19 protein-coding genes are annotated in these 21,545 nt (G+C 58.2%); 2 read left to right on the top strand and 17 right to left on the bottom strand.

The genetic code is table 11. The features are described 5' to 3' along the window. Positions 1 to 18: 18 nt before the first annotated feature. The 11 genes from IF205_RS10875 to IF205_RS10820 form a co-directional block, all read right to left on the bottom strand. On the bottom strand, positions 19 to 1,494 hold the full coding sequence (locus tag IF205_RS10875) for an NAD-dependent succinate-semialdehyde dehydrogenase (protein ID WP_259779390.1): 1,476 nt from the start codon (positions 1,492 to 1,494) through the stop codon (positions 19 to 21). A 16-nt stretch (positions 1,495 to 1,510) separates the two neighbouring features. Then, on the bottom strand, positions 1,511 to 2,665 hold the full coding sequence (locus tag IF205_RS10870) for an iron-containing alcohol dehydrogenase (protein ID WP_259779389.1): 1,155 nt from the start codon (positions 2,663 to 2,665) through the stop codon (positions 1,511 to 1,513). A 15-nt stretch (positions 2,666 to 2,680) separates the two neighbouring features. Continuing rightward, complete coding sequence (locus tag IF205_RS10865) at positions 2,681 to 3,343, bottom strand: ATP-binding cassette domain-containing protein (RefSeq protein ID WP_259779388.1); 663 nt, start codon at positions 3,341 to 3,343, stop codon at positions 2,681 to 2,683. Next, on the bottom strand, positions 3,343 to 4,116 hold the full coding sequence (locus tag IF205_RS10860; protein WP_259779387.1) for an ABC transporter ATP-binding protein: 774 nt from the start codon (positions 4,114 to 4,116) through the stop codon (positions 3,343 to 3,345). The genes IF205_RS10865 and IF205_RS10860 overlap by 1 nt, the downstream gene beginning before the upstream one ends. After that, positions 4,113 to 5,060 carry a branched-chain amino acid ABC transporter permease gene (locus IF205_RS10855; protein WP_259779386.1) on the bottom strand — a complete coding sequence of 316 codons (948 nt, stop codon included), beginning with the start codon at positions 5,058 to 5,060 and terminating at the stop codon, positions 4,113 to 4,115. The genes IF205_RS10860 and IF205_RS10855 overlap by 4 nt, the downstream gene beginning before the upstream one ends. Before the next feature lies 1 nt (position 5,061). Continuing rightward, positions 5,062 to 5,961 (bottom strand): branched-chain amino acid ABC transporter permease, encoded by a 900-nt coding sequence (locus tag IF205_RS10850; RefSeq protein ID WP_259779385.1) that lies wholly within the window; start codon positions 5,959 to 5,961, stop codon positions 5,062 to 5,064. Between the two features lie 89 nt (positions 5,962 to 6,050). Further along, positions 6,051 to 7,364, bottom strand: a complete 1,314-nt coding sequence (locus IF205_RS10845; RefSeq protein ID WP_259779384.1) for an ABC transporter substrate-binding protein — start codon at positions 7,362 to 7,364, stop codon at positions 6,051 to 6,053. 21 nt (positions 7,365 to 7,385) lie between these two features. Beyond that, positions 7,386 to 8,729: an ABC transporter substrate-binding protein gene (locus IF205_RS10840; RefSeq protein ID WP_259779383.1), complete on the bottom strand. Its 1,344-nt coding sequence runs from the start codon at positions 8,727 to 8,729 to the stop codon at positions 7,386 to 7,388. A 244-nt stretch (positions 8,730 to 8,973) separates the two neighbouring features. After that, positions 8,974 to 10,335: a sigma-54-dependent transcriptional regulator gene (locus IF205_RS10835; RefSeq protein WP_259779382.1), complete on the bottom strand. Its 1,362-nt coding sequence runs from the start codon at positions 10,333 to 10,335 to the stop codon at positions 8,974 to 8,976. After that, positions 10,298 to 12,058: a sensor histidine kinase gene (locus tag IF205_RS10830; RefSeq protein WP_259779381.1), complete on the bottom strand. Its 1,761-nt coding sequence runs from the start codon at positions 12,056 to 12,058 to the stop codon at positions 10,298 to 10,300. The genes IF205_RS10835 and IF205_RS10830 overlap by 38 nt, the downstream gene beginning before the upstream one ends. Positions 12,059 to 12,229: 171 nt before the next feature. Further along, positions 12,230 to 13,060 carry an ABC transporter ATP-binding protein gene (locus IF205_RS10820; protein ID WP_311195687.1) on the bottom strand — a complete coding sequence of 277 codons (831 nt, stop codon included), beginning with the start codon at positions 13,058 to 13,060 and terminating at the stop codon, positions 12,230 to 12,232. On the opposite strand from IF205_RS10820, the gene IF205_RS10815 reads away from it, so the two are divergent. Further along, complete coding sequence (locus IF205_RS10815; RefSeq protein ID WP_311195686.1) at positions 13,060 to 13,905, top strand: ROK family protein; 846 nt, start codon at positions 13,060 to 13,062, stop codon at positions 13,903 to 13,905. The two genes, IF205_RS10820 and IF205_RS10815, sit on opposite strands and share 1 nt — an antisense overlap. 20 nt (positions 13,906 to 13,925) lie before the next feature. Here IF205_RS10815 and IF205_RS10810 read toward each other — a convergent pair whose 3' ends face one another. Genes IF205_RS10810 through IF205_RS10785 form a run of 6 tightly spaced genes read right to left on the bottom strand, consistent with a single transcriptional unit; the run spans position 13,926 to position 20,632 of the window. Beyond that, complete coding sequence (locus IF205_RS10810; RefSeq protein WP_259779380.1) at positions 13,926 to 14,738, bottom strand: ATP-binding cassette domain-containing protein; 813 nt, start codon at positions 14,736 to 14,738, stop codon at positions 13,926 to 13,928. After that, the gene (locus tag IF205_RS10805) at positions 14,731 to 15,603 is read right to left on the bottom strand and encodes an ABC transporter ATP-binding protein (protein WP_259779379.1); all 873 of its coding nucleotides are present in this window, start codon (positions 15,601 to 15,603) and stop codon (positions 14,731 to 14,733) included. Before IF205_RS10805 ends, IF205_RS10810 begins: the two co-directional genes overlap by 8 nt. After that, the gene (locus IF205_RS10800) at positions 15,600 to 16,451 is read right to left on the bottom strand and encodes an ABC transporter permease (RefSeq protein ID WP_259779378.1); all 852 of its coding nucleotides are present in this window, start codon (positions 16,449 to 16,451) and stop codon (positions 15,600 to 15,602) included. Before IF205_RS10800 ends, IF205_RS10805 begins: the two co-directional genes overlap by 4 nt. After that, positions 16,444 to 17,454: an ABC transporter permease gene (locus IF205_RS10795; protein ID WP_259779377.1), complete on the bottom strand. Its 1,011-nt coding sequence runs from the start codon at positions 17,452 to 17,454 to the stop codon at positions 16,444 to 16,446. Before IF205_RS10795 ends, IF205_RS10800 begins: the two co-directional genes overlap by 8 nt. Positions 17,455 to 17,510: 56 nt before the next feature. Beyond that, a complete protein-coding gene (locus IF205_RS10790) occupies positions 17,511 to 19,034 on the bottom strand; it encodes an ABC transporter substrate-binding protein (protein ID WP_259779376.1) in 1,524 nt (507 codons plus the stop codon). Positions 19,035 to 19,078: 44 nt separating this feature from the next. Next, positions 19,079 to 20,632, bottom strand: coding sequence for a phytoene desaturase family protein (locus IF205_RS10785; RefSeq protein ID WP_259779375.1), 1,554 nt, complete (start codon positions 20,630 to 20,632; stop codon positions 19,079 to 19,081). 110 nt (positions 20,633 to 20,742) lie between these two features. Here IF205_RS10785 and IF205_RS10780 point away from each other — a divergent pair, with 110 nt between their 5' ends. Next, positions 20,743 to 21,534, top strand: a complete 792-nt coding sequence (locus IF205_RS10780; protein ID WP_259779374.1) for a cyclase family protein — start codon at positions 20,743 to 20,745, stop codon at positions 21,532 to 21,534. The last annotated feature ends 11 nt before the right edge of the window (positions 21,535 to 21,545 follow it).

Genomic DNA, 21,545 nt, shown 5'->3' with positions numbered 1-21,545 from the left:
TTTCTCCTGCACCCGAAATCAAAGGCCTTTGGACGCGATGCCGCCCATGCACATGTATTTGATCTCAACAAAGTCATCGACGCCGTATTTGGAGCCTTCACGGCCGATACCGGATTCCTTGATACCGCCGAAAGGTGCTGATTCGGTGGAAATAATGCCTTCGTTGATGCCGACGATGCCATATTCAAGCGCCTCGCCTACCCGCCAGATCCGACCGATATCACGGGCATAGAAATAGGCGGCCAGACCGAATGGCGTATCATTGGCCATGCGGACTGCCTCTTCTTCATCCTTGAACCGGAAAAGAGGCGCGACAGGCCCGAAGATTTCTTCGGAGAATATCCGCATATCGTCTGTCACCCCGGTCAGGATCGTAGGCGCATAGAAATTACTGTCGGCTTCATGGCGCTTCCCGCCAGTGACAACCGTCGCCCCCTTGCTCACTGCATCCCCGACGAGGGTTTCGACCTTTTCAATCGCCTTGGCATTAATCAGCGGCCCCTGCGTGACGCCATCCTCCAGGCCATGCCCGACACGCAGTTTCGCCACTGCCACGGCAAGTTTTTCGGTAAAGGCATCATAGACGCTGTCCTGCACCAGAATGCGGTTGGCACAGACACAGGTCTGACCGGCGTTACGATATTTCGAGGCAATCGCCCCGATAACCGCCTCATCCAGGTCCGCATCGTCAAAAACGATAAACGGCGCATTGCCGCCAAGCTCAAGACTGACCTTCTTCACCGTATCAGAGCACTGCCGCATCAGAAGCTTCCCAACCTGGGTCGAGCCTGTGAAGGAAAGCTTGCGGACGATCGGGTTGGCCGTCAGTTCACCGCCGACTTCGGCCCCGTGCGAGGCCGTCACCACATTGACCACGCCATCGGGGAAGCCTGCGCGCCGGGCAAGTTCGGCCAGGGCAAGGGCTGTGAGCGGCGTATCCTCCGCCGGTTTGATCACAACCGTACAACCAGCCGCCAGGGCGGGTGCACATTTGCGGGTGATCATCGCCATGGGGAAGTTCCACGGCGTGATTGCGGCCACCACACCAATGGGCTGCTTGACGGTAACGATCCGCTTGTCCGCACCATGGGAGGGGATCACATCGCCATAGATACGCTTGCCCTCTTCGGCAAACCATTCGATGAAGGAGGCTCCATAGACCACTTCGCCGGATGCTTCGGCCAGGGGCTTGCCCTGTTCGCGGGTCATGAGCAGCGCGAGGTCGTCACGCGCGGCCAGACAAAGGTCGAACCACTTCCGCAGGATCGTAGCCCGCTCCTTCGCGGTCAGCAGCCGCCAGGCAGGCAGGGCACCATTCGCAGCCTCAATGGCACGGCGGGTATCTTCGGCGTCCATATCCGGAACGTCGGCCAAATGCTCGCCATTGGCCGGGTCACTCACGGGAAACATTTTGCCGCAGGCGGCATCGGTCCATTTACCATCAAGGAAGGCCCTGGTTTGCCAGAGACCGGTATCTTGCAGGTTGAGAGGCATAACTGTTTCTCCGTTTCTACAGTGTTGCGGCATAAATGGCGTGGGCGGCTTCCAGGGTCATTTCCCGTGGATTGTTGACCAGCAGCCTTTCCACCTTCATGGCATCCGCCGCCAGCATGTCCAGGTCACGTTCTCTCACCCCCACATCGCGGAGATTTTGCGCAAACGGCATCCGGGCAACCATGTCCGCCATGAATTGAATGAAGGCATCACAGGCCTCCTCATCGGAAGAAAACCGTTTGGCAGGCATGACCGCACGGGCAAGTTCAGCATAGTGTGAGCAGGCGGCATCCCGGTTGAAACGTAACACTTCTACCAGCACCAGCGCATTGCTGAGGCCGTGAGGCACATGGAAATGCCCGCCCAGCGGATAGGCCAGCGCATGGACCGCCGCCACCGGCGCATTGGCAAAAGCCATACCGGCCATCATGGACCCCTGCAGCATCGCTTCGCGCGCCTCGCGGCTGGGTTTGTCCGAAACAGCATCGTCGATATTGGCCGTCATCAACTGCAGGGCGCGAATAGCCAGGCCGTCGGAAAGGACATTTTTCTTGTGGCGTGTGGTATATGCCTCAATGGCATGGACCATGGCGTCGATCCCGGTTGCTGCCGTGATCGGCGCGGGCAGGTCCATGGTCAGGCTGGCGTCAAGCAAGGCAATGTCCGGATAGAGCAAGGGGGAAACCACGCCCTTTTTCTCATGAGACGGCGTGGTCACGATGGAAATCGGGGTGACTTCCGACCCGGTACCGGCGGTCGTCGGCACCTGGATCAGCGGCAGACGCGGTCCCTTTGCCAGGCCGATCCCATAGACGTCCTCCAACGTCTGTTCGTGACCGCATAACAAGGCAACCAGTTTTGCGGTATCCATGGAACTGCCACCGCCCAGACCGATAATGATATCGGCATTGAATTCCCTGGCTGCGTTGACAGCCTCGACAATGCTGGCTTCCGGCGGGTCCGCCTCTACCCTGGTCCAGAGAAGGGTCTCAATGCCCGCCTCTTTCAACCCGGTCAAAGGCCCGTCAATCAATCCGACCTTCTGCAATCCGGGATCGGTTAGCAGCATCGCACTTTTGGCCCCGAACTGTTTGCACAGATCGCCAAGCTTCAAAGCGCCGTCGAATTCACAGATCACATGCGGTGTGGTCTCAAAGGTAAAATCATTCATGTCTGGATCCTTTCCTCAGGCCGGAACTTCGCCGCCGACCGACACAGAGCCCCGTTCAATGCGGTAAGAGCCTGCAACAAGATCGGCGGAATGTGTATCGTCCGATTCAGATATCAGGACGCAAAGGCCGCTGCTGCCCAGGTTGGAGATAACCTCGCTCAGGCGGCGTGACAAAACAGGTGCGACCCCTTCGAACGGCTCGTCCAGCAAAAGCAGCCGCCGCCCCGGCATCAGGGCGCGGGCAAGCGCAACCAGCTTTTGCTGACCGCCGGAAAGCTGCAGTGCACGACGGTTGCGGAACTGCGCGATCTCCGGCAGAAGGTCATAGGCCCATTCGAGACGCTGTCGCGCGTCCTTTATACCGTTGGACCAGGCAGGCAGCAGGATGTTTTCTTCAACCGTCAACGATGGAATCAGACGGCGGTCTTCGGGCATATAGCTGATCCCCGACTTGGCACGGGCAAAATCGGCCAGGTTACGAAGGTCTCGGCCATCAAAGGTAATTTCACCGCTGTCAGCGGCAAGCAACCCCATGATCGACCGCATCAGCGTGGTCTTCCCCGCCCCGTTATGGCCGATCAGGCCGATCATCTTGCCTTCGGGCACCTCAAAGGAAACATCCCGGAGGATCGGGATATTGCCGATGGAGACATTCAGGTTTTGAATCTTCAGGGTCATTATACGGCACTCCCCGATTTTGCAGGCGTACGGTGCCCGGTGACCAGATCGCGAACACGCTCGTTCGCCAGAACGGCGGAAGGCTCGCCATCCGCGATAATCTCACCGCTATAGAAAGCCAGAATACGCGAAACATAGCGTTCGACCACATCCATATCGTGCTCCACGAAGAGGACTGTAACACCATGCTGGCGCACCGCATTCATCACGGTATCCATCAGGCCGGTCTTTTCATCCATCGACACGCCACTGGTGGGTTCGTCCAGCAACAGCATCTGCGGATTTCCGATCAGCGCCATGGCGATATCCACAAGTTTTCGCGCACCCTGCGGCACGGCTGTTACCAGTGAATTGCGATAATCGGAGACACCGAATTCCGCGAGGATTTCCTCGGCGGCGGCAATCCGCCGTTCACTGCGCATGGGCCGCAGGAAGCTCGGTCGGGGGCTTTCGGCAGCAGCCAGCGCCACGACCAGATTGTCAATCACCGACAGCTCCGGAAAAAGCTGTGCGACCTGGAAGGACCGCGCCATTCCCGCCCGCGTGATTGCGCGCGGCGACCGCCCGACAATCGAATTTCCGTTAAACAGGATTTGCCCTTCGGTCGGGCGCAGATATCCCGTCACCATATTGATAAAGGTGGTCTTGCCGGCGCCGTTTGAACCGATAACGCCGACGACTTCGCCTTTTTCGATTTTGACGTTGATATCCTTGGCCGCAATAACAGCCCCGAACTCTTTGTTAAGCGAACGGGTTTCAAGAATGGCGGTCATGCCCGTTCTCCTTCCTTATGTCGGCTGACGAGGCTCCACAGTCCCTTCGGCAGGAAGACAATTACACCCAAAAGCGTGAAGCCGAGGATCATCTGCCAGGTGTGGGGAACAAGTTCGATTGCATAGGTGCGAACGACAGAAAAGACGATGGCTGCGATGAAGGGGGCTGCCACATGGCCCATGCCTCCCAACAAGGCAATGAAGACGAATTCGCCGGATGTGGTCCAATAGGCCATTTCCGGGTCCACATGCCCTGTGGCAAGCGCAGTCAGGCCGCCCCCCAGTGCCGAAACGGCAGCAGCGGCGACATAGTTGCCATACAGGACCCAGCGCGGTGACAGGCCGAGATATTCCACCCGGACTTCATTCTCGCGCACAGCCTCGCAAATCACGCCGATGCCAGCCTTGATGTAGCGATGCAGGAAAATCGAAATCAGAAGGCCCGCGCCGACGGTCAGGGCGAAGACCGTATACTGCCCCTGCGGCCCACTTTGCGGACGCCAGCCCAGAACAGTCCAGTCATGAACGTTAAAGCCGTCCGTGCTGCCCAGTTCCTGGCTTTTGACCAGAATTCCAAACAGGATCATGGAGAATGCCAGGGACAGCATCGCAAAGAAGATGTCGCGATAACGCGTCAGCAAAAGTCCCAACAGCATTGCAATAACAATGGCAACTGCAACACCCAGGACCAGGGCGAGGATGGCGTCATGAATGCCCAGGAACTGCCCGCCCATACCGACGGCATAGCCGCCGATACAATAGAACAGCCCCTGCCCGAAGGATACGAGACCCGCCCGCATCTGCATGACGACGCCCTGCACCACCAGCGCCTTCGCAAAGGCAATGGTCAGCAGGAAAATCAGCCAGCCCGGCCAGACCATTCCCAGCAGGACACAAGCAATCGCAACCGCGATCAGCGACAATTCAGTTTTGTCCAGATGCATGTCAGATTTTCCTCGCCAATGTGCGGCCGAAGAGGCCCTCGGGACGGAAGGCGAGTACCAGCGACATCACCCCGTAGATAACAAACAGTTCGAACTCAGGTGCAAAATGAACAGCAGCGGCGCGGCTGAAACCGACCAGAAGCGCACCGACGGCAGCACCGCCAATGCTGCCGAGGCCACCGATAACAACGACGGCAAAGGCCAGGACGATCACCTCAACCCCGATGCCCGGGACGACGGAAATCGCAGGGGCGGTCAATGCCCCCGCCAGCGCACCAAGCGTGGTGCCTAGGGCAAAGGTGATTGTGAACATCAGTCGGACATTCACCCCCATGGCCACGGCAATTTCCTTGTCGTGAATGACGGCGCGCAGGACCTTGCCCTGGTTGGTTCGCTCCAGCCAACCCCACAGGGCCAGCCCGAGAAGCGCGGATACACCGACCAGTGCCAGGTCGTAATTGGACACCTTGAGCAGGCCGAGAGACGTACGGCCCAGTTCCGAATAGGGTTGATAGGCAAAATACGGGCTGACCCCCCAGACGAGTTTCATGGCGTCTTCCAGGATCAGCAAAAGGGCATAAGTAATGATGACCATCAGAATTTCGTCGCGGCCATACATGAAACGCAACAATCCGCGCTCAATGAAAACCCCAACAATCAGACCGGCAACGAGGGCGGCGACAACCAGCAAAAGGTAACTCGCCCAGGCCGGCCCGACGCCGTTGTTAAAATACCAGCCGATAAGCGATGCCGCAGAATAGGCCCCAATGGCATAGAAACTGCCATGGGCCATGTTGAGGATACGCATTACCCCGTAAATCACCGTCAGACCGGCGGCGACGAGGAACAGCCACGACGCATAGATCGAGCCATCAATCAGGACGGCAAGAAGGCTTGTCATTTCGATAATCCAGTGTGCGAGAGAAAGGACGGACATCCCGGGCCCGAACCCTGCGGATGTCCGTAGTCACAGAGATTTTCGTCAGGCGATTAGTTACAGGTCGCGCCCGGGAAACCCTGTTCAATCCATTCGGCAGCGGAAACACCTTCCGGCGGCGTCACGCATGCACCGGAGAAGGAGACGGCATTCTTGATGCTCGGCTTGCCGTCTTCATAGTGATATTCACCATAGGTGATGCCCTGCATGGCCTGATGGCCGCTTGCGCGCGCCATTTCCACAGTACCGGAAACGGATTCGAAGGTAGCGCCCTTCATGGCGGCGGAAAGCTGTTCGGCTGACGGGATTTCCTTGTCGCCAACACCGGCGTTTTCAGCCGCATATTTCAGACCCAGGATGGCCTGCGCCATTTTGGTTGCCGGATAGACCGGGTCTTTATCATAGGCCGCGCTATAGACGCCTTCGAACCAGTTGTTCAGCTCATTATCCGGAGCAAAGGCGCCGAAGGGACCGCGTGCGCCGATAATCATGCCGTTGGGTGCCTGATCCTTATAGGTTCCAAAGCTGGCTTCGCCACAGGTCAGAAGTCCTGTCGCATCTTCCAGCAGACCACGCGCGTTCGCCTGCAGGACAAATGCCTCCATGTCGCCACCCCAGAAGCTGCTGTGGACGATCTCCGGACGTTTGACGGACAATGCGGAGATTTCCGCACCATACTGGCCCTGATAGATTTTCGGGAACTGCTCTTCTACGACATCAGCCTCCGGCAGCAGTTTCGCAGCCGCGGCGGTAAAGTCATTCCAGCTATCCTGCCCCCAGGAATAGTTCTGCTGGATACCGGACAGGCGCGTTACATCCGGTCGGGTGGCCGCGAGATAGCGAACAGCACCGATGTTGTCGACGGATGCGTCCAGACCGGTACGGAACATATATTTGGCATCGCTGTTTTCAGCAAACAGCCGGGAGGTGCCGCAATCATAGGCAACTGTGAAGGTTTTCAGCTCTTCGGCAACCGGTGCGACCGCTAGGCAGTCACCGGAGGAGACATAGCCGATCACGGCATCGACTTTCTGGCGTTGAACCAGATTACGGTATTCTTCGACCTGCTTGGTCGCGCCACCGGCCTCGTCAATGATGACGGCTTCGATTTCTGCGCCGTTGATGCCCAGTTTGTCGTAAGGGGCCGGCAGATTGCCCTTGTTCAGTTCTTCAACCAGAACTTTTGCGGCATTGGCGGACGGAACCCCGAACGGACCGGCAGCCGGGCCGGACAGGAAGGTCACGATGCCGACACGGAATTTGCCGTTTTCCGCGGCGGATGCCCCGGTGGCGATTCCGGCAGCTAGCGCAATGGCCGTTGCCCCTGTAATCAAGCTTTTGATGATCGACGTTTTTTTATTCTTCACATTTTCCTCCCATTGGAAAAGTCACGGTGTTGGTGGTGGAAGCGCCTCCGATCCGCCAAGGGCCGCCTTGCGGCGTCGCAAGACGATTTCCTTGGACGGCTTCAAGTCTTCGGCGTCATAGATCGCCCAGTTGCCAACCATCAGTTTGGACGGTGGAAAGTTCTCGTTGTGGACGACCGTGCCCACGGCTTGCGCCTGGACAATCTGGTGTGTGTCTGGATCGATGTAGGATGCAAAACCGGGAGGATCTTCTGGCAACGCGAGTTGCAGGCCTTCGAAAGCCCTGATCAACGCCTCGTTATTGTTGTCATTGTCCGCACCGGCTTTCTCCATCGCACGAGCAATGGCCATGATCCCCGTATATGCCCCTTCCGCGGCATAAGTCGGATAACGACCGGTCATCTCGTGGAATTGCGCGACGAATCTCTTGTTTCGGCCTGTTTCCGGCCAGTTGTTATGGTGTCGCGCAGAAAGGATCAGCCCCGGATAGGGCTGGTCGCCCAACGCCATCATTACATCGTAATTGGCGCCGGTATCGAAATTGGCGAGACGAATTGTCTCGAAGAAACGGGTTGTCGCCGCCTGCTTGATAAAGGCAATGAAATCACCACCCCACAAGGCGGTCACGACGATGTCCGGCTTGGCGTTTTGCAGGGCACCGATATAGATCGAGTAATCCGGCTCGTAGAGCTTCGGCCACAAGGCCGCGACGGTCTCGTACTCAACGCCGAGTTCGGATAGAGCAAGCTGCAAATCCGTCCATGAGACATGGCCGTAGTCATAGTCCGGCCCGATGAAGGCAAGCTTTGTCCAGCCTGTTTTTTCCTGCAAATCCCGCAAATACCGTGCACCGGCCGCCATCGACGTCCAGCTATCGTTGGTTACGCGGAAATAGTATTTGTGAGCCGCCTCGATGCTCAGCCGTGACGACGCATGGTCCGTGCCGACCATGATGATCTTCTCGCGCAGGGCCAGGTCGCTGACCGCATGGGCAACGCCGGACGATACAATCCCGCAGAAGAAACGCACATGATCATTGGCAATGAAGTCCTGCGCCAGACGAACGGCATAGGATGCCTTGGAACGCGGGTCATCGGCAATGACCCGTAGTTTCGGCACCGAAAGACCGGCTTCCGCCTCTGCTTTCAGGTCGTTCAACGCTATTTTGATGCCGGCGATACTGTCCCGGCCATAGGTCGCCGAACGGCCTGTCATCGGATACAAACAGCCAACGACCGCATCCGCCTCCGATGACGGTGCGCCCAGTTCGAAGCGTTCAGCCTGTGCGGTCTTGCCTGACAAGAATGCACAGAATGTCGCCACTATGGTGATGCACCCGAAAAACGGGCTTATCCGCACCTCCATGACTTTCCTCCCTACGAATGGTTGATCCATCCGTGTTTGTACCCTTGGCAAGGCTATCCGCAAAGGCTGTGCCAGTTGCCATACGGGGAGAAAACATCAATGAATGTGCGGCTTACCGCGTTTTTTATCTCCTAAATTTTTTATGGCCGCAGGCACGCATGAGCGGCTTCCGCTCAACCATAAAAAACCGGGCGAGCGGAAACCGCTCACCCGGTAAAATCACCGATTGCAATCAAGGGGCGGGTTACAATCCCAGGCGCTGTAATCGACGCTTCAAGGCGTGTCTTGATATGCCAAGAATCTCCGCGGCACGGCCTTTATGACCATCAGCCTCATCCAAGGCACCCTGGACGATATGACGCTCAGTATGATTGAGGCGATCCTGCAATTGAATGGATTGGCCATCGTCACTCGCCGCGACATCCCTATCACCCTGCCCGTGGAACTCAGCGGGCAATAAGTCCGGTGTAATGGTTTTCGCCGGATACAGGATCGTCAGTCGTTCAATCAGGTTTTTCAACTCGCGCACATTGCCCCGCCACTCATGGGTCAGGAGCATATCCTGCGTTGCCGGGTCGAAGTGAATTGGAAGACAGCCTTCGGCCTTGGCCTGGCGATCCGCAAAATGCGCAACAAGCGCCAATATATCCTCACCACGGGTTCTGAGCGCCGGAATATCAATCGTGATGACATTCAGTCGATAGAACAGGTCCTCCCTGAAATTGCCAAGGCGGACTTCCTCCGCAAGGTCCCTGTTTGTCGCCGTGATCACGCGGACATCCGCAGATGACGAGCGCTCCGCCCCGACCGGCCTGTAATCTCCGTTTTCCAGGAAATGGAGGAACTTTGCCTGCAGGGCGAGCGGCAACTCTCCGATTTCATCCAGAAAAAGCGTCCCGCCATCAGCCAGGCGCACCAGCCCCGTTCGCTTCTGGTGAGCGCCTGTATAGGCCCCCTTCTCCGCCCCGAAGAGTTCCGATTCAATGAGCTGTTCCGGCAGGGCTGCGCAGTTGACTTCAACAAAGGCCCTGTCCCGGCGAGGGCTTTCGCTGTGAATTGCCCGGGCGACCAGGGCCTTGCCGGTACCGGATTCCCCCAGAAGCAAAATCCGGCTGGCGCTGCTTTGGGCAACGCGGTCGATCGTATCCCGCAACTCTTTCATGGCGGAACAATCGCCGATCAGCCCGCTGGTCGGGACATCGCGGCGGCGATGATAATCAAGCTCCAACGCTACCTGACTTTGATCCAGCACCGTATTGATCGTGTGGATAAGCTCATCCAGTTCGAAAGGCTTGCTCAGATAATCTGCGGCACCGCTTTTGACGGCCTGAACGGCGGCCCGCGTATCGCCATGAGCCGAAATCATAATGACCGGGATCGTCACATCCAAATTATGAATACTGCTCAGAACCTCCATCCCGTCGGCCCCGGGCAGACGAAGGTCAAGCAGAATGATGTCGAACTGTTCCTTACGCACTTCAAGGAAGGCATCTTCACCGGAATGGACGCCGGTTACATCCATCCCTTCGGTGCGCAGGGCAAAACTGAGAGAGCGAACGAAAGACTCCTCATCGTCGACGATCAGTATTCTGATCCTCTTGGACATTTTCCGACTTTTCCTCCTGAACGATCTCCGGTCTGGCGGCCGGTAAAATTACAATTATTGTCGTGCCTTCTTGGGGAGCACTTTCGATATTGATCGTACCGTTATTGGCTTCGACCAGTTGTTGGCTGATGGTCAGCCCAAGCCCGGTCCCTTTGCTTTTCATCGTAAAAAATGGCTGGATCACGTCAAGCAAATGCTCGCGCGGTATACCGCAACCATCATCGGTCACTCGAATTTCAACAGCCCCGCCACAGTCCACCGCACGCAGGCCGACCGTGCCATTGGCATCGCAGGCCTGGACCGCGTTAATCCCGAGATTGAGGAGAACCTGCAGAATCTGGTCCGGGTCGACAAAGATGCTCAGCCTGGAATCACCGCTGGTAAAAAGGCGGACACCCGCCTCCTCTGCAATCGGTTCCAGGGTGTTGGAAGTCTGGCGGAACAGGTCACGGATCATGGTCGGGCGCGGCGCGGCCTCCCCCGGGCGACCATAGGACAGCAGGTCATTGACGACCCGGGACAGCCGGTCGATCTGGCTTCCCATATCATGAAGCAGGACCTTGCGTTCCTCATCCTGTTCCCGCTTCGTCAGGGCCTGAACGGTTGTCTTCATGGTTGCCAGGGGGTTGCGAACCTCATGGGCCACACCGGTCGCAAATTGTCCCAGCACCGCAAGCTTCTCGGCGCGGACCGTACGGTCAATCAGGTCCTTGAGCTGGCGGGCCATGATATTGAAGGCCTTGGCAACCGTACTGATCTCATCCCGACGATAGCCTTCGGGCAGGCGATAGTAGAGATCCCCCGACGCAATGCTGTTTGCGCCCTGTACCAGCGTATCCACACGCCGCCGAAGACTGCGCGAAAGCGCAAAAAAGATCGCCAGGATTACCAGAATGATTACAGCCGCCGCCACATAAAGCACAAACCGCGTCTGATCTATCGGCTGCAGGATGGTGCCGGGATGCACGCTCATGACAATATTCCACCCCGGCAGGACACTGGGTCCCTCAATCAGTTCACCCGTCACAGTCGTCGGTCGCCCGGTGGGATCGAGGACCACGCCACCGGGTGTTCGCAACAGCGGCTCGATAACACCGGAAACACCTGCACTGGCGAGCAGTTCCGTCAGTGACGCCAATCGCACATGCAGGGCGACAGAAATATTCTGCCCTGAGCCGGAATCCCGGATTTGCTGGCGCATCAACAACCAGCCGGAGTTACCGTTTTCCGGAAGTTTCGGGCCGATAAATTCCACCCCTTCATGCATAACGCGGGGCAAATTCGTAATATCCCATCCCGTTTTCGACCAATAGGGCGGGCCGGACGCAGCCTGCCCGGCGACCAGCCGATCCAGTTGATCGTGACCATCAAAAAACAAAATGCCGTAAAGGTCCGGGGAATCCGCCTCGACACGCAGCAATGTCAGCGCCTCTTCGGCGGGTGCGGAGTTCGGCGCGTTGACAAAGGCCGTCAGCGCAGGGTGATTGGACAGTGTAACGAGCTGATAAATCCGCGCGTCAAGAAAGGCCGAAAGCTTGTTCGATGTTGCCGCCACCTGGGCATTTAAACGCTCGCCCGTCAGACGGTCCACCAATTCATTGGAAAACCGCTGGTACAGAAAGCTCAACGCGACGAGCGCAACGGCAACCACTGCAACGGACAGCAGGGTATAACGTGCGACGAGGCTCAGGCGTTGAGTGCGCGACCAGTGGAAAGCAGACAAGACAGTGACCTTGTGTGTAATGACGCTCCACTGTTTAGAACAATTTCATATAAGGCAGCAACCAAAGCCGCGATCCTGGCCGACAAATTGCCCGTCAACAGTCCTGCGCCCCTGATTACATCGGATGACCGCACACCCCCTTGAAACAGGGGATGCGCCTTTCCCTGGGCCCTATCCCGCCAAACTCATCCCGTTCTCATGAAAGAGGTTACATTGAGCCGCCTCAAAGCCGAATCCGATGGTATCGCCAACCCGCACGGGAGCAATCCCGGAGAGGCGCGCCACGGCGTTGGACAGCATCCCCGTGTCGAAATAAACGAAGGTATCAGCCCCAAGATGTTCCACCGCGACGACCTCTCCGCGCAATCCACCTTCACTGACCGGCCGCAGATGTTCCGGGCGAATGCCCGCCAGAACCTTGTTACCGCAACCGTCGGGCACGCTGACAGCCAATCCGTCGGCCAGCCGGGCAATCGGGCCGGGTGACGACGCATTGTCTACATCTACCGTGAAAAGGTTCATCTTCGGCGAGCCAATAAACTCCGCAACAAATGTATTGGCGGGTTTTGTATATAAATCCAGCGGCGATCCAACCAGTTCAACGCGCCCGTCTCGCATGATCACGATCCGGTCCGCCAGGGTCATCGCCTCCACCTGATCATGGGTTACATAGATCATGGTTGCCCCAAGATGCTTGTGCAGCCGCGCCAGTTCCACCCGCATTTCCAGACGCAGCGCCGCACCCAGGTTTGATAGCGGCTCATCCAGCAAGATCACTTCCGGGTCACGTGCAAGGGCGCGTCCGATGGCGACACGCTGCCTCTGGCCACCGGAAATCTGACCCGGCTTTCTATCCAGAAGGTTCTCCAGGCGCAAAACGGCCGCAATCTCCTGCACCTTCTGTTCAATGAACGGGCCAGGCCGCTTGGCAAGCTTTAGAGGAAAGGCGATATTCTCACCAAGCGTCATATGGGGGTAGAGAGCGTAAGACTGGAAAACCATTGCGATTTCACGTGCCGCGGCGGGCAGACGGCGTCGATATCCTCGCAGACATGGTCGACCGCCTTCTGGAGAAGGCGCATGTCTCGCGGGATCAGGTGTTTGGAATCGGCGTTGCGATTCCGGGACCCTTCTGCGTCAGCGGCCCGACGGGCATTGGCCCCGGCTGGGTCGACTTCCCGCTGGAAGAAAAGCTGGGGGAGAAAACCGGTCTGCCGGTGATTGTCGAAAACGACGCCAACGCCGCGGCCATCGCCGAGCGCCTGCATGGTGCGGGCAAAGACCTGGAAAACTTCGTCTATGTCTTCATCGGCATGGGTCTGGGTGCCGGGCTTTTTGTGAACGGACAGATCTATAGAGGCATACGGGGCGCGGCGGGAGAAATCGGCCATATCATCGTTGATCCGGGAGGACGCCTGTGCGAATGCGGCAACCACGGCTGCCTTGAAAGATATGTCTCCCTGCGCGCGGCCTATGAGGCCATCGGCGAACAGGAAGACTGTTCCAACGGGTTGGAACTGCTGGAGCGGAAGCTTGACGAGAAAGACCCGGACATGATGGCCTGGCTGAAGGATGCCGCCGATAAATTGCGGCTTGGCGTTCTGGCACTGGAAAGCACCCTGGACCCCGAAGCCATTTTCGTTGGCGGCATTCTGCCGAATAAAATCACCAAGGCCCTGCTGCGCGAACTACTCCCCCTCTTCCCGTCCATCACCACACATGGCGGGATGCACGAACCGCATATCCAACCGGGTGTCAGCGCCCCCTCCGCCCCGGCACATGGTGCCGCCAGCGTGCCGATCTTCAACGAGTTCTATCCGGAGCCACGGATGCCCAGGCGAACCTAGTCTTCACGGTGGTCAGGCATTCAGGCCGCCCCCATACTCCAGTCCTGATTGAGATCCGGAAGCGGGATCGCATCGAGAAGCTGTCGCGTATAATCCGATGCCGGGTTGTCAAAAAGCCTATCGGTGGGGGCGTCTTCCACCACCTCCCCCTGATGCAGGACCAGTACCCGCGAACAGAGGCGGCGTATGACCGACAGGTCATGGCTGATGAAGGCCAGCGTGATGCCCAGATCCGCAACCAGTTGCTCCAGCAGATTGAGCACCTGCGCCTGGCTTGAAACATCCAGGCCGGACACGATTTCATCGGCCAGGATAAAATCCGGCTCCAGTGCGATCGCACGGGCGATACCGACCCGCTGCCTTTGTCCGCCCGACAGTTCATGGGGATAGCGTTCACCGAATGCGGTCGGCAGGCCAACCTGCCGCAACGCCTGCTCCACACGGTCACCAATCGTATCAAAACCATGGAGTGCGAGAGGTGCCGCAATGATCCGCCGAACCGTCTGTCGTGGATTAAGTGAGGACATAGGGTCCTGAAAGATCATCTGAAAGCGCCGCCGGACCGGGCGCAATTGCCCCTCGCCCAAATGCGTCAGGTCGATCCCGTCGAAATACACGCTTCCTCCGGTCGGCTCCAGCAGGCGAACCATCGCCCGGCCCAGGGTCGATTTTCCCGACCCTGATCCACCGACAATACCCAGCACCTCGCCACGATGCAGGTCGAAGGTCAGGCCCTTCAATATCCTGAGCGATGGCGCACGGCCGATGAAGGGTTTGCGCCCCATATCCGGCAGGGTCAGGTCCAGATCACGAATTTGATAAAGCTCAGCCATGGTTTTGCCTCCCGTCCCGGCCTGCGACTTCCGCCTCCACCGCGTCGATCACGGCAGGCGGCACCGGCATCAGGGACGCCTCGGGGTCGGTATATTTTGGCGTCGCCGCCAGAAGCGCCTTTGAGTAGGGATGCCGGGGCTCGGCAAAGAACTGCTCGATACGACTGTCTTCCAGGACGGAACCGGCGAAAAGCACGCTCAGGCTTTGGCAGACCTTGCTCACCACGCCCAGGTCGTGGGTCACGAACAGGATCGACGTCCCATGCCTTGCCTGCATTTCAGCGATCAGCCGCAAAATCTGTTTCTGCACCATCACGTCCAGCGCTGTCGTCGGTTCGTCGGCGACGATCAGCTTCGGTTCTGCCGCGAAGGCAGAGGCGATCAGGATTCGCTGGCGCATCCCGCCCGACAATTCATGGGGGTAGGCCCGCAACACCCGTTCGGGATCGGGAATATGAACCTCCTCCAACAGCTCCAGGGCACGGCTCCTAGCGGTTTTCTTGTCCCACCCCAGAATATCCACCAGCCGGTTCGTAATCTGCGGCCCGACGCGACGCGTCGGGTTGAGTGCCGTCAGCGGGTCCTGCGGGATCAATGCCGCCTGACGGCCGATCCAACGGCTGCGCTCTTTGGGTATCATAGCAAGAAGGTCAGCCCCATCCAGCAGGATTTCACCGCCGGTGATTTCTATCGCATAGGGCAGGATGCCAAGCACCGCCTTGCCGATCATCGACTTGCCAGCCCCGCTTTCACCGACAAGGCCGCGCACCTCGCCCGGATCGACACTGAGGCTGACGTCACGCAGGATGGGAAGCGTCGTTCCCCGCAGCCGCGCGGACAGGTTTCGGATTTCCAGAAAACTCATCGCAACACCGGATCAAATCGGTCCTTCAATCCCTCGCCTAACTGGCTGAAGGACAGGACGGTCAAAAACAGGGTGATCAACGGGAAGACCAGAACCCACCAGGCCTGATGGATGCTGGTGCGTCCTTCGGCGATCATTCCACCCCAGGTGGGATCATCGGTCGCCACGGAGAGATTCACAAAGGACAGGATCGCCTCGACAATCACGGCCACGCCCATCTCCAGGGTAAGCAGCGCGATGACCACCGGCAGCACATTGGGCAGGATTTCAATCACCATAGTGCCCAGTCGCGACCGGCCAACCACCTTGGCGGATGCGGTATAGTCCATCGCACCCTGTGCCATGGCTTCCGCCCGCACCACACGGGCAAAGCGGGTCCAGTCGATAACAACAATCGCGATGATGATCGACGACAGCCCGGCACCCAATACCGCCACCAGCAGGATCGAAAACAGGACCGGCGGAAAGGCCATCCAGATATCAATCAGACGGGAGATAACCACATCCACCCAACCGCGCATATAGCCCGCCAAAAGGCCAAGGGCACTACCGATCACCGCAGTTGTGATCCCCGCGATAAGCGCCACTGTCAACGCCACCCGCGCGCCATAGAAAATACGGCTCAACAGGTCCCGGCCCAGACTGTCCGTTCCCAGGAAATAACCGGGCTCCGCCCCGTTGAGAAAGACGGGCGGCATACGACCGAGGAAAAGGTCCTGCGCCAGGGGATCGTGAGGGGAAACCAGCGGGGCCATCAGCGCCACCATAACCAACAGGGCCAGCCATCCGGAAGACAGCAGCAGGCGCAGCCCCATGCGACGTTTGATTTGTCCGCGTCCATCACGCATGGCGCAGCCTCGGATTCAGGGACGCATAGGTCAGGTCGACCAAAAGATTGACCGCGGTGAAGATCACCGCGAATAGGATCACCACGCCCTGGATCAGGGGCAGGTCCCGGTTAATCACGGCATCAATTGCCATATTCCCAAGCCCTTCATATGAAAACAGCCGTTCGATGATGACCGTGCCGCCGATCAGGAAGGTGAACTGCACCCCCACAAGCGTCAGGGTCGGCAGGATCGCATTGGGCAGCATCTCGCCCAGGATAATCCGGCTTTCGCCATAGCCCTTGGTGCGGGCCAGGGTCACGTAATCCAGGTTCATGCATTCCTTGAGGCTTTGCTTCAGCATCTGGCTGATGATCGCCGCCAATGGGATGGCAAGCGCCAGGGCGGGCATGAACATATGGCTGACAATGTCGAGGGCGACATCGAAACGCAGGCGCAGCAGGCTTTCGAACAAATAGAAGTTGGTTGCGAAATCCAGATCAAGCCCCGGCGAGACGCGCCCGGAGATATGGAACAGCGGCACCAGCACCCCAAACAACAGGATCAGCACCAGCCCCCACAGGAAATCGGGCACCGACAACGCCATGCCGATGGCAACGTCGATGGCCCCCTCCGCCTTGCTATGGCGCAGCCGGGTGGCGACAATTGCCGCCGTCCCGCCCAGAAGAACTGCGATCAACAGGCCGACAATCGACAGTTCCAGCGTCGCCGGCAACCGTCCGAGAACAAGGTGGAGCACCGGTTGCCGCGTTGTGATCGAGGTTCCGAAATCCCCATGCATTACACCCTGTACCCAGATCACGAACTGTTCGGGAATCGACCGGTCCAACCCGTAATAGGCTGTCAGCCGCGCGATATCCTCGTCACTTGCGCCGGGGGGAATCATCATTGCAATGGGGTTACCCGGTACCACCCGAATGACGAAGAAAACAATGGCTGCCACCCCACACAGGGTGACGGCCAGCAGCAATAGCCTGACCAGAATTATCCGTATGAATGCCATAACATCCCGTATCAGGGTCGCCCCTCCACGGGACGGGCGGCCCTGCCTTTACTCACTTAAGCGCGTTTCATCAGATGCGGCAGCAAAGCACCGGAATGATGCGGAACGACCTTGATACCCGGCGCATGAACGACCGGCTGCACATATTGCAGTAACGGGATGACCAGGGCGTTTTCAGCAATGAAGCGATCCACATCCTTCCAACCCTGGATGCGTTTCTCCTCATCCGCCTCGCCCCAAAGCGGGCCGATCATATTGGTGAGGTCAGCACCATCCCAGACGGAATGGGGGGACGGGCCAAACATGGCGAATCCGGTGGAGGTTGTCGGATCGCCAACCGAATTACCCCAGTTGTAGAAGGCAGCGGGCGCCAATTGGTCCGCGGCCCGCAGTTCGTAATGCTTGGCGATCTCGTAGACTTCGATTTTCGCCTCGATGCCTACACGCCGCCACAGGCCGACGATCGCCTGGATCATCTCATAGTCTTTGGGCTTGAAACCACGGGTCGTCTGGATCGTGAATTTCACCGGATTGTCGACGGAATAACCGGAAGCCGCCAGCAGTTCCTTTGCCTTTTCCGGGTCATAGGGCACCTTGATCGTCGGATCATGAGCGTCGTAATCCGGGGTCTGCAGCGTGTCGATTGGCACGCCATAACCGGAAAGAAGCTTTTCGATGATCAGTGGTTTATTGATGGCGAAAGCCGCCGCCTTGCGCACATTGGGGTCGAGCATGACCTCGATATCATTCAGGAAGATCATCCCGATATCGGAGACCGGTGTCGCCACTCCTTTCAGGCCACCCTGGGTCAGGCGGTCGTATTCCTCATACGGGATTTCCAGGGTGACATGGGCATTGCCCGATTCCACCTCGGCCACCCGGCTCGCCGCATCTGTCACAAATTTGATGGTGACACTCTCAAAGTCCGGCTTGCCGCCCCAATAGCCGGGGTTCGCCTTCAGGCGCACGAAGGCGTTGCGTTCGAATTTCTCCACCATATAGGGGCCGGTGCCGATGGGGGCCTTTTCAAACCCTTCCGGCCCGACTTCCTCGTAATATTTTTTCGGCAGGACATATCCCGTCAGGAAATACATCCACTTGAAGATCGTCGGATCGAAACTCAACACATCGGCTGTGATCGTGTTACCGTCGACCGAAAGATTGCCAATGGTCTTCCAGATGAACTGGATCGGGTTACCGGTTTCCGGTTTCGCCGCCCGTTCCAGGGACCAGGCAATATCTTCTGCGGTCAGCGGATCGCCGTTATGCCAGGTCACCCCATCGCGCACGGTCATGAATATTTGCTTGCGGTCCTGGCTCCAGCCCCATTTGGTCAGCAGCCCCGGCGCGGGCGAAAGGTCCGGCTGCTGCAGGATGAACTGATCGAAAACGGATTGATACAGGCCCTGCAGCGTCGGGTTCACGGCCGACGGACCGACCGTCGGATCCCAGGACGGCAGAGATACGTTATAGGCGATAACCAGGTCATCGGCGGCCCGGCTGCGCGACGGCAGACCAAGTCCGATGACGGCGGCACCAGCCGCTGTCATTTTCAACAGATTACGACGACTGAATTGCATGACTTCACTCCCCATCAAATGATTTCGGTGACGGATCTCTTTCATCAGGCAGCCAGTTTTCGGGCCAAGAGATAGCCCGACCCGGCCCCCGTGCCTGCCCCGGGCCACACCGCGGCCCCGGTCAGGTAGAGATTTCTTATGGTTGTGGTTCCGTCGGCTGCACCGAATGCCGGACGGAACAGGAAATTCTGCGACAGGTGATGACTGCCGCAGATCTGGTCGCCCCCGACCAGATTGGGATTTTCGGCTTCCAGCATCTCCGGTGTGAAAATGCTGCGTGCAATGATTTTGTCGCGGATGCCCGGCGCGTGCCTGTCCAGAATATCAAAGACACGCTCTGCCATTGGTTCCGCGGCCTCCGCCCAGGAAGTGGCGTCTATCTGCCCCGCCGCATCGCCACGGATCATGCCCGGAACCATCCGCACCTGCAGCCAGAGGACATGTTTGCCATCGGGCGCGCGATCCGGATCGAAGACCGTTGGCTGCCCGACCACCAGGATCGGTTCCGACGGCAAAAGGCCAGCACTTGCTTCGTCATAGGTTCGGCTCATGTCGTCCAGGCTTGGCCCGATATGAACATAGGCAAAGCGCTGTAACTCCCGCCCGGCCTTCCAGTCCGGCAGGCCAGACATCGCCAGATGGATCATCATCGTTCCCGGCGCATGGCGATAACGCGTCATGCGCCGCTCAACCCCGGAGGTCAGGCGGTCCAGATGACGTGGCGCCAACCCGGCGATCACCGCACGGCCCGCCTTGAAGATACGCCCGTCCGCCAGCTCTATGCCGCTGGCCCGCCCATTTTCCTGATGTATCTTTTCGACCGCCGCATTGCAGAACACCTCACCGCCGCGCGCCTCGACCGCCGCAACCATGGCCTTGATGATCGTATCGGCACCACCCCTGCCCAGCACCATGCCGAAGGCCTGGCCTGCCTGCCCCTCAAGATAGGGAAAAACCGCCCCGCCGGGGATATGAGGAGCAAAATCCAGATGCATGCCCCAGGCACCGAAGAGCGCCTTCACCTTGGGGCTTTCAAAGGTGCGGTCCAGCCAGCCGCGCGTCGAACGCGTCAGGAAACGCAATTTCCTGTAACCACCACGCAGCCCCGCCTTGCGGAACAGTTTCCAGAAAAAACTTGCAAATGCACTTATCTTTGCGGGAGAGCGAAGCAGGCCGAAGATATAGTCGGCATCCGACAGGAAATTTTTCGACAGGTCCTGCCAGGCCCGGCCATCGGCTTCCGACACCCCTGCAATCTGTGCACAGTTGGCATCTTTATCCGTTGTAATGCCCAGCCAGCTTCCATCTTCAAAGACCGAGGCGAAGGGGCGGTCGACGGCGACGAAATCCAACCCGTGACGGCCCAGTTCCTCTTGATAATCCTGAAAAAATTCCGATCCGGCGAAAAGAGAAAGATTCATTGCGGCAAAGTCATGCCGGAAGCCGGGAAGGGTGAATTCCCCGGTGCGAACCGCGCCGCCCGGCTGGGCTGCCCGTTCGAACACGCCAACCCGCCATCCCTGCGCAGAAAGGTGCAAGGCACAGGCCAGCGCATTGTGGCCCGCCCCAACAAAAATTGCGTCAAAATCTTCTTTCATCCACCTCTCCATCTGCAACATATATTTGCAAATGCATTTAATTCTGTCTATGATAATTTCAAAACAACGATAATAGTTGGAAAAAATCCAAAAACAGGGAAGATAGAAACATGCAAATACATTCAAATCTGGAAGAGCTTGGCAGGCAACTGCTCGCGGGCAAAGTGCGGGTCGTCGATTGCTCCGGCACTTTGGGGCCTGACACACCGATCCTGCGCCTGCCGGAAGATTTCGCCAAAAACACCCCCAAGGTCGAAATCAACAAGATCAGCGAATATGACAAGGACGGCCCCTTCTTCGCCTGGAACTGGATGGTCCTGGGTGAGCATTCCGGTACCCATTTCGATGCGCCGCATCACTGGATCACCGGCAAGGATTATGAAGACGGCTATACCGACACATTGAATGTACAACGCCTTGTCGCGCCGGTGAATGTCATTGATTGCTCAAAAGAAAGCGCAGAAAACCCGGACTTCCTGCTGACCCCGGACCATGTGAAGGCCTGGGAGGCGGAACATGGCGAGATCGGCAAAGGCGAATGGGTCGTTATGCGCAGCGACTGGGACAGACGCGCCGACGATGAAGACAGTTTCCTCAATGCGGATGAAAACGGACCGCACAGCCCCGGACCGACCCCGGAATGCATGGAATTCCTGTTGGCGAAGGGCATTGTTGGCTGGGGCACCCAGTGCATCGGGACCGACGCGGGTCAGGCTGGTGGCATGACGCCCCCCTTCCCGGCCCATAACCTGCTGCATCGCGATAACTGCTTCGGTCTGGCCTCGCTCGCCAACCTTGATCAGTTGCCTGCCAAAGGGGCAATCCTGATCGCTGCTCCACTGAAGATCGAACGCGGCACGGGCAGCCCGATCCGCGCTCTGGCTCTGGTTCCGCAAGGATAAGACAGGGCAAG

Origin of the sequence: Aestuariispira ectoiniformans (assembly GCF_025136295.1) — a bacterium.
Classification (GTDB): domain Bacteria; phylum Pseudomonadota; class Alphaproteobacteria; order UBA8366; family Aestuariispiraceae; genus Aestuariispira_A; species Aestuariispira_A ectoiniformans.
Note: the sequence above shows the minus strand (reverse complement) of the source record. Positions and strands in the feature narration are given on the sequence as shown.

Coding starts and splice junctions, on each gene's coding strand:
- IF205_RS10875 (WP_259779390.1), bottom strand. CDS start 1,494: ATGCCTCTCAACCTGCAAGATACCGGTCTCTGGCAAACCAGGGCCTTC.
- IF205_RS10870 (WP_259779389.1), bottom strand. CDS start 2,665: ATGAATGATTTTACCTTTGAGACCACACCGCATGTGATCTGTGAATTC.
- IF205_RS10865 (WP_259779388.1), bottom strand. CDS start 3,343: ATGACCCTGAAGATTCAAAACCTGAATGTCTCCATCGGCAATATCCCG.
- IF205_RS10860 (WP_259779387.1), bottom strand. CDS start 4,116: ATGACCGCCATTCTTGAAACCCGTTCGCTTAACAAAGAGTTCGGGGCT.
- IF205_RS10855 (WP_259779386.1), bottom strand. CDS start 5,060: ATGCATCTGGACAAAACTGAATTGTCGCTGATCGCGGTTGCGATTGCT.
- IF205_RS10850 (WP_259779385.1), bottom strand. CDS start 5,961: ATGACAAGCCTTCTTGCCGTCCTGATTGATGGCTCGATCTATGCGTCG.
- IF205_RS10840 (WP_259779383.1), bottom strand. CDS start 8,729: ATGGAGGTGCGGATAAGCCCGTTTTTCGGGTGCATCACCATAGTGGCG.
- IF205_RS10835 (WP_259779382.1), bottom strand. CDS start 10,335: ATGTCCAAGAGGATCAGAATACTGATCGTCGACGATGAGGAGTCTTTC.
- IF205_RS10820 (WP_311195687.1), bottom strand. CDS start 13,060: ATGGTTTTCCAGTCTTACGCTCTCTACCCCCATATGACGCTTGGTGAG.
- IF205_RS10810 (WP_259779380.1), bottom strand. CDS start 14,738: ATGGCTGAGCTTTATCAAATTCGTGATCTGGACCTGACCCTGCCGGAT.
- IF205_RS10805 (WP_259779379.1), bottom strand. CDS start 15,603: ATGAGTTTTCTGGAAATCCGAAACCTGTCCGCGCGGCTGCGGGGAACG.
- IF205_RS10800 (WP_259779378.1), bottom strand. CDS start 16,451: ATGCGTGATGGACGCGGACAAATCAAACGTCGCATGGGGCTGCGCCTG.
- IF205_RS10795 (WP_259779377.1), bottom strand. CDS start 17,454: ATGGCATTCATACGGATAATTCTGGTCAGGCTATTGCTGCTGGCCGTC.
- IF205_RS10790 (WP_259779376.1), bottom strand. CDS start 19,034: ATGCAATTCAGTCGTCGTAATCTGTTGAAAATGACAGCGGCTGGTGCC.
- IF205_RS10785 (WP_259779375.1), bottom strand. CDS start 20,632: ATGAAAGAAGATTTTGACGCAATTTTTGTTGGGGCGGGCCACAATGCG.
- IF205_RS10780 (WP_259779374.1), top strand. CDS start 20,743: ATGCAAATACATTCAAATCTGGAAGAGCTTGGCAGGCAACTGCTCGCG.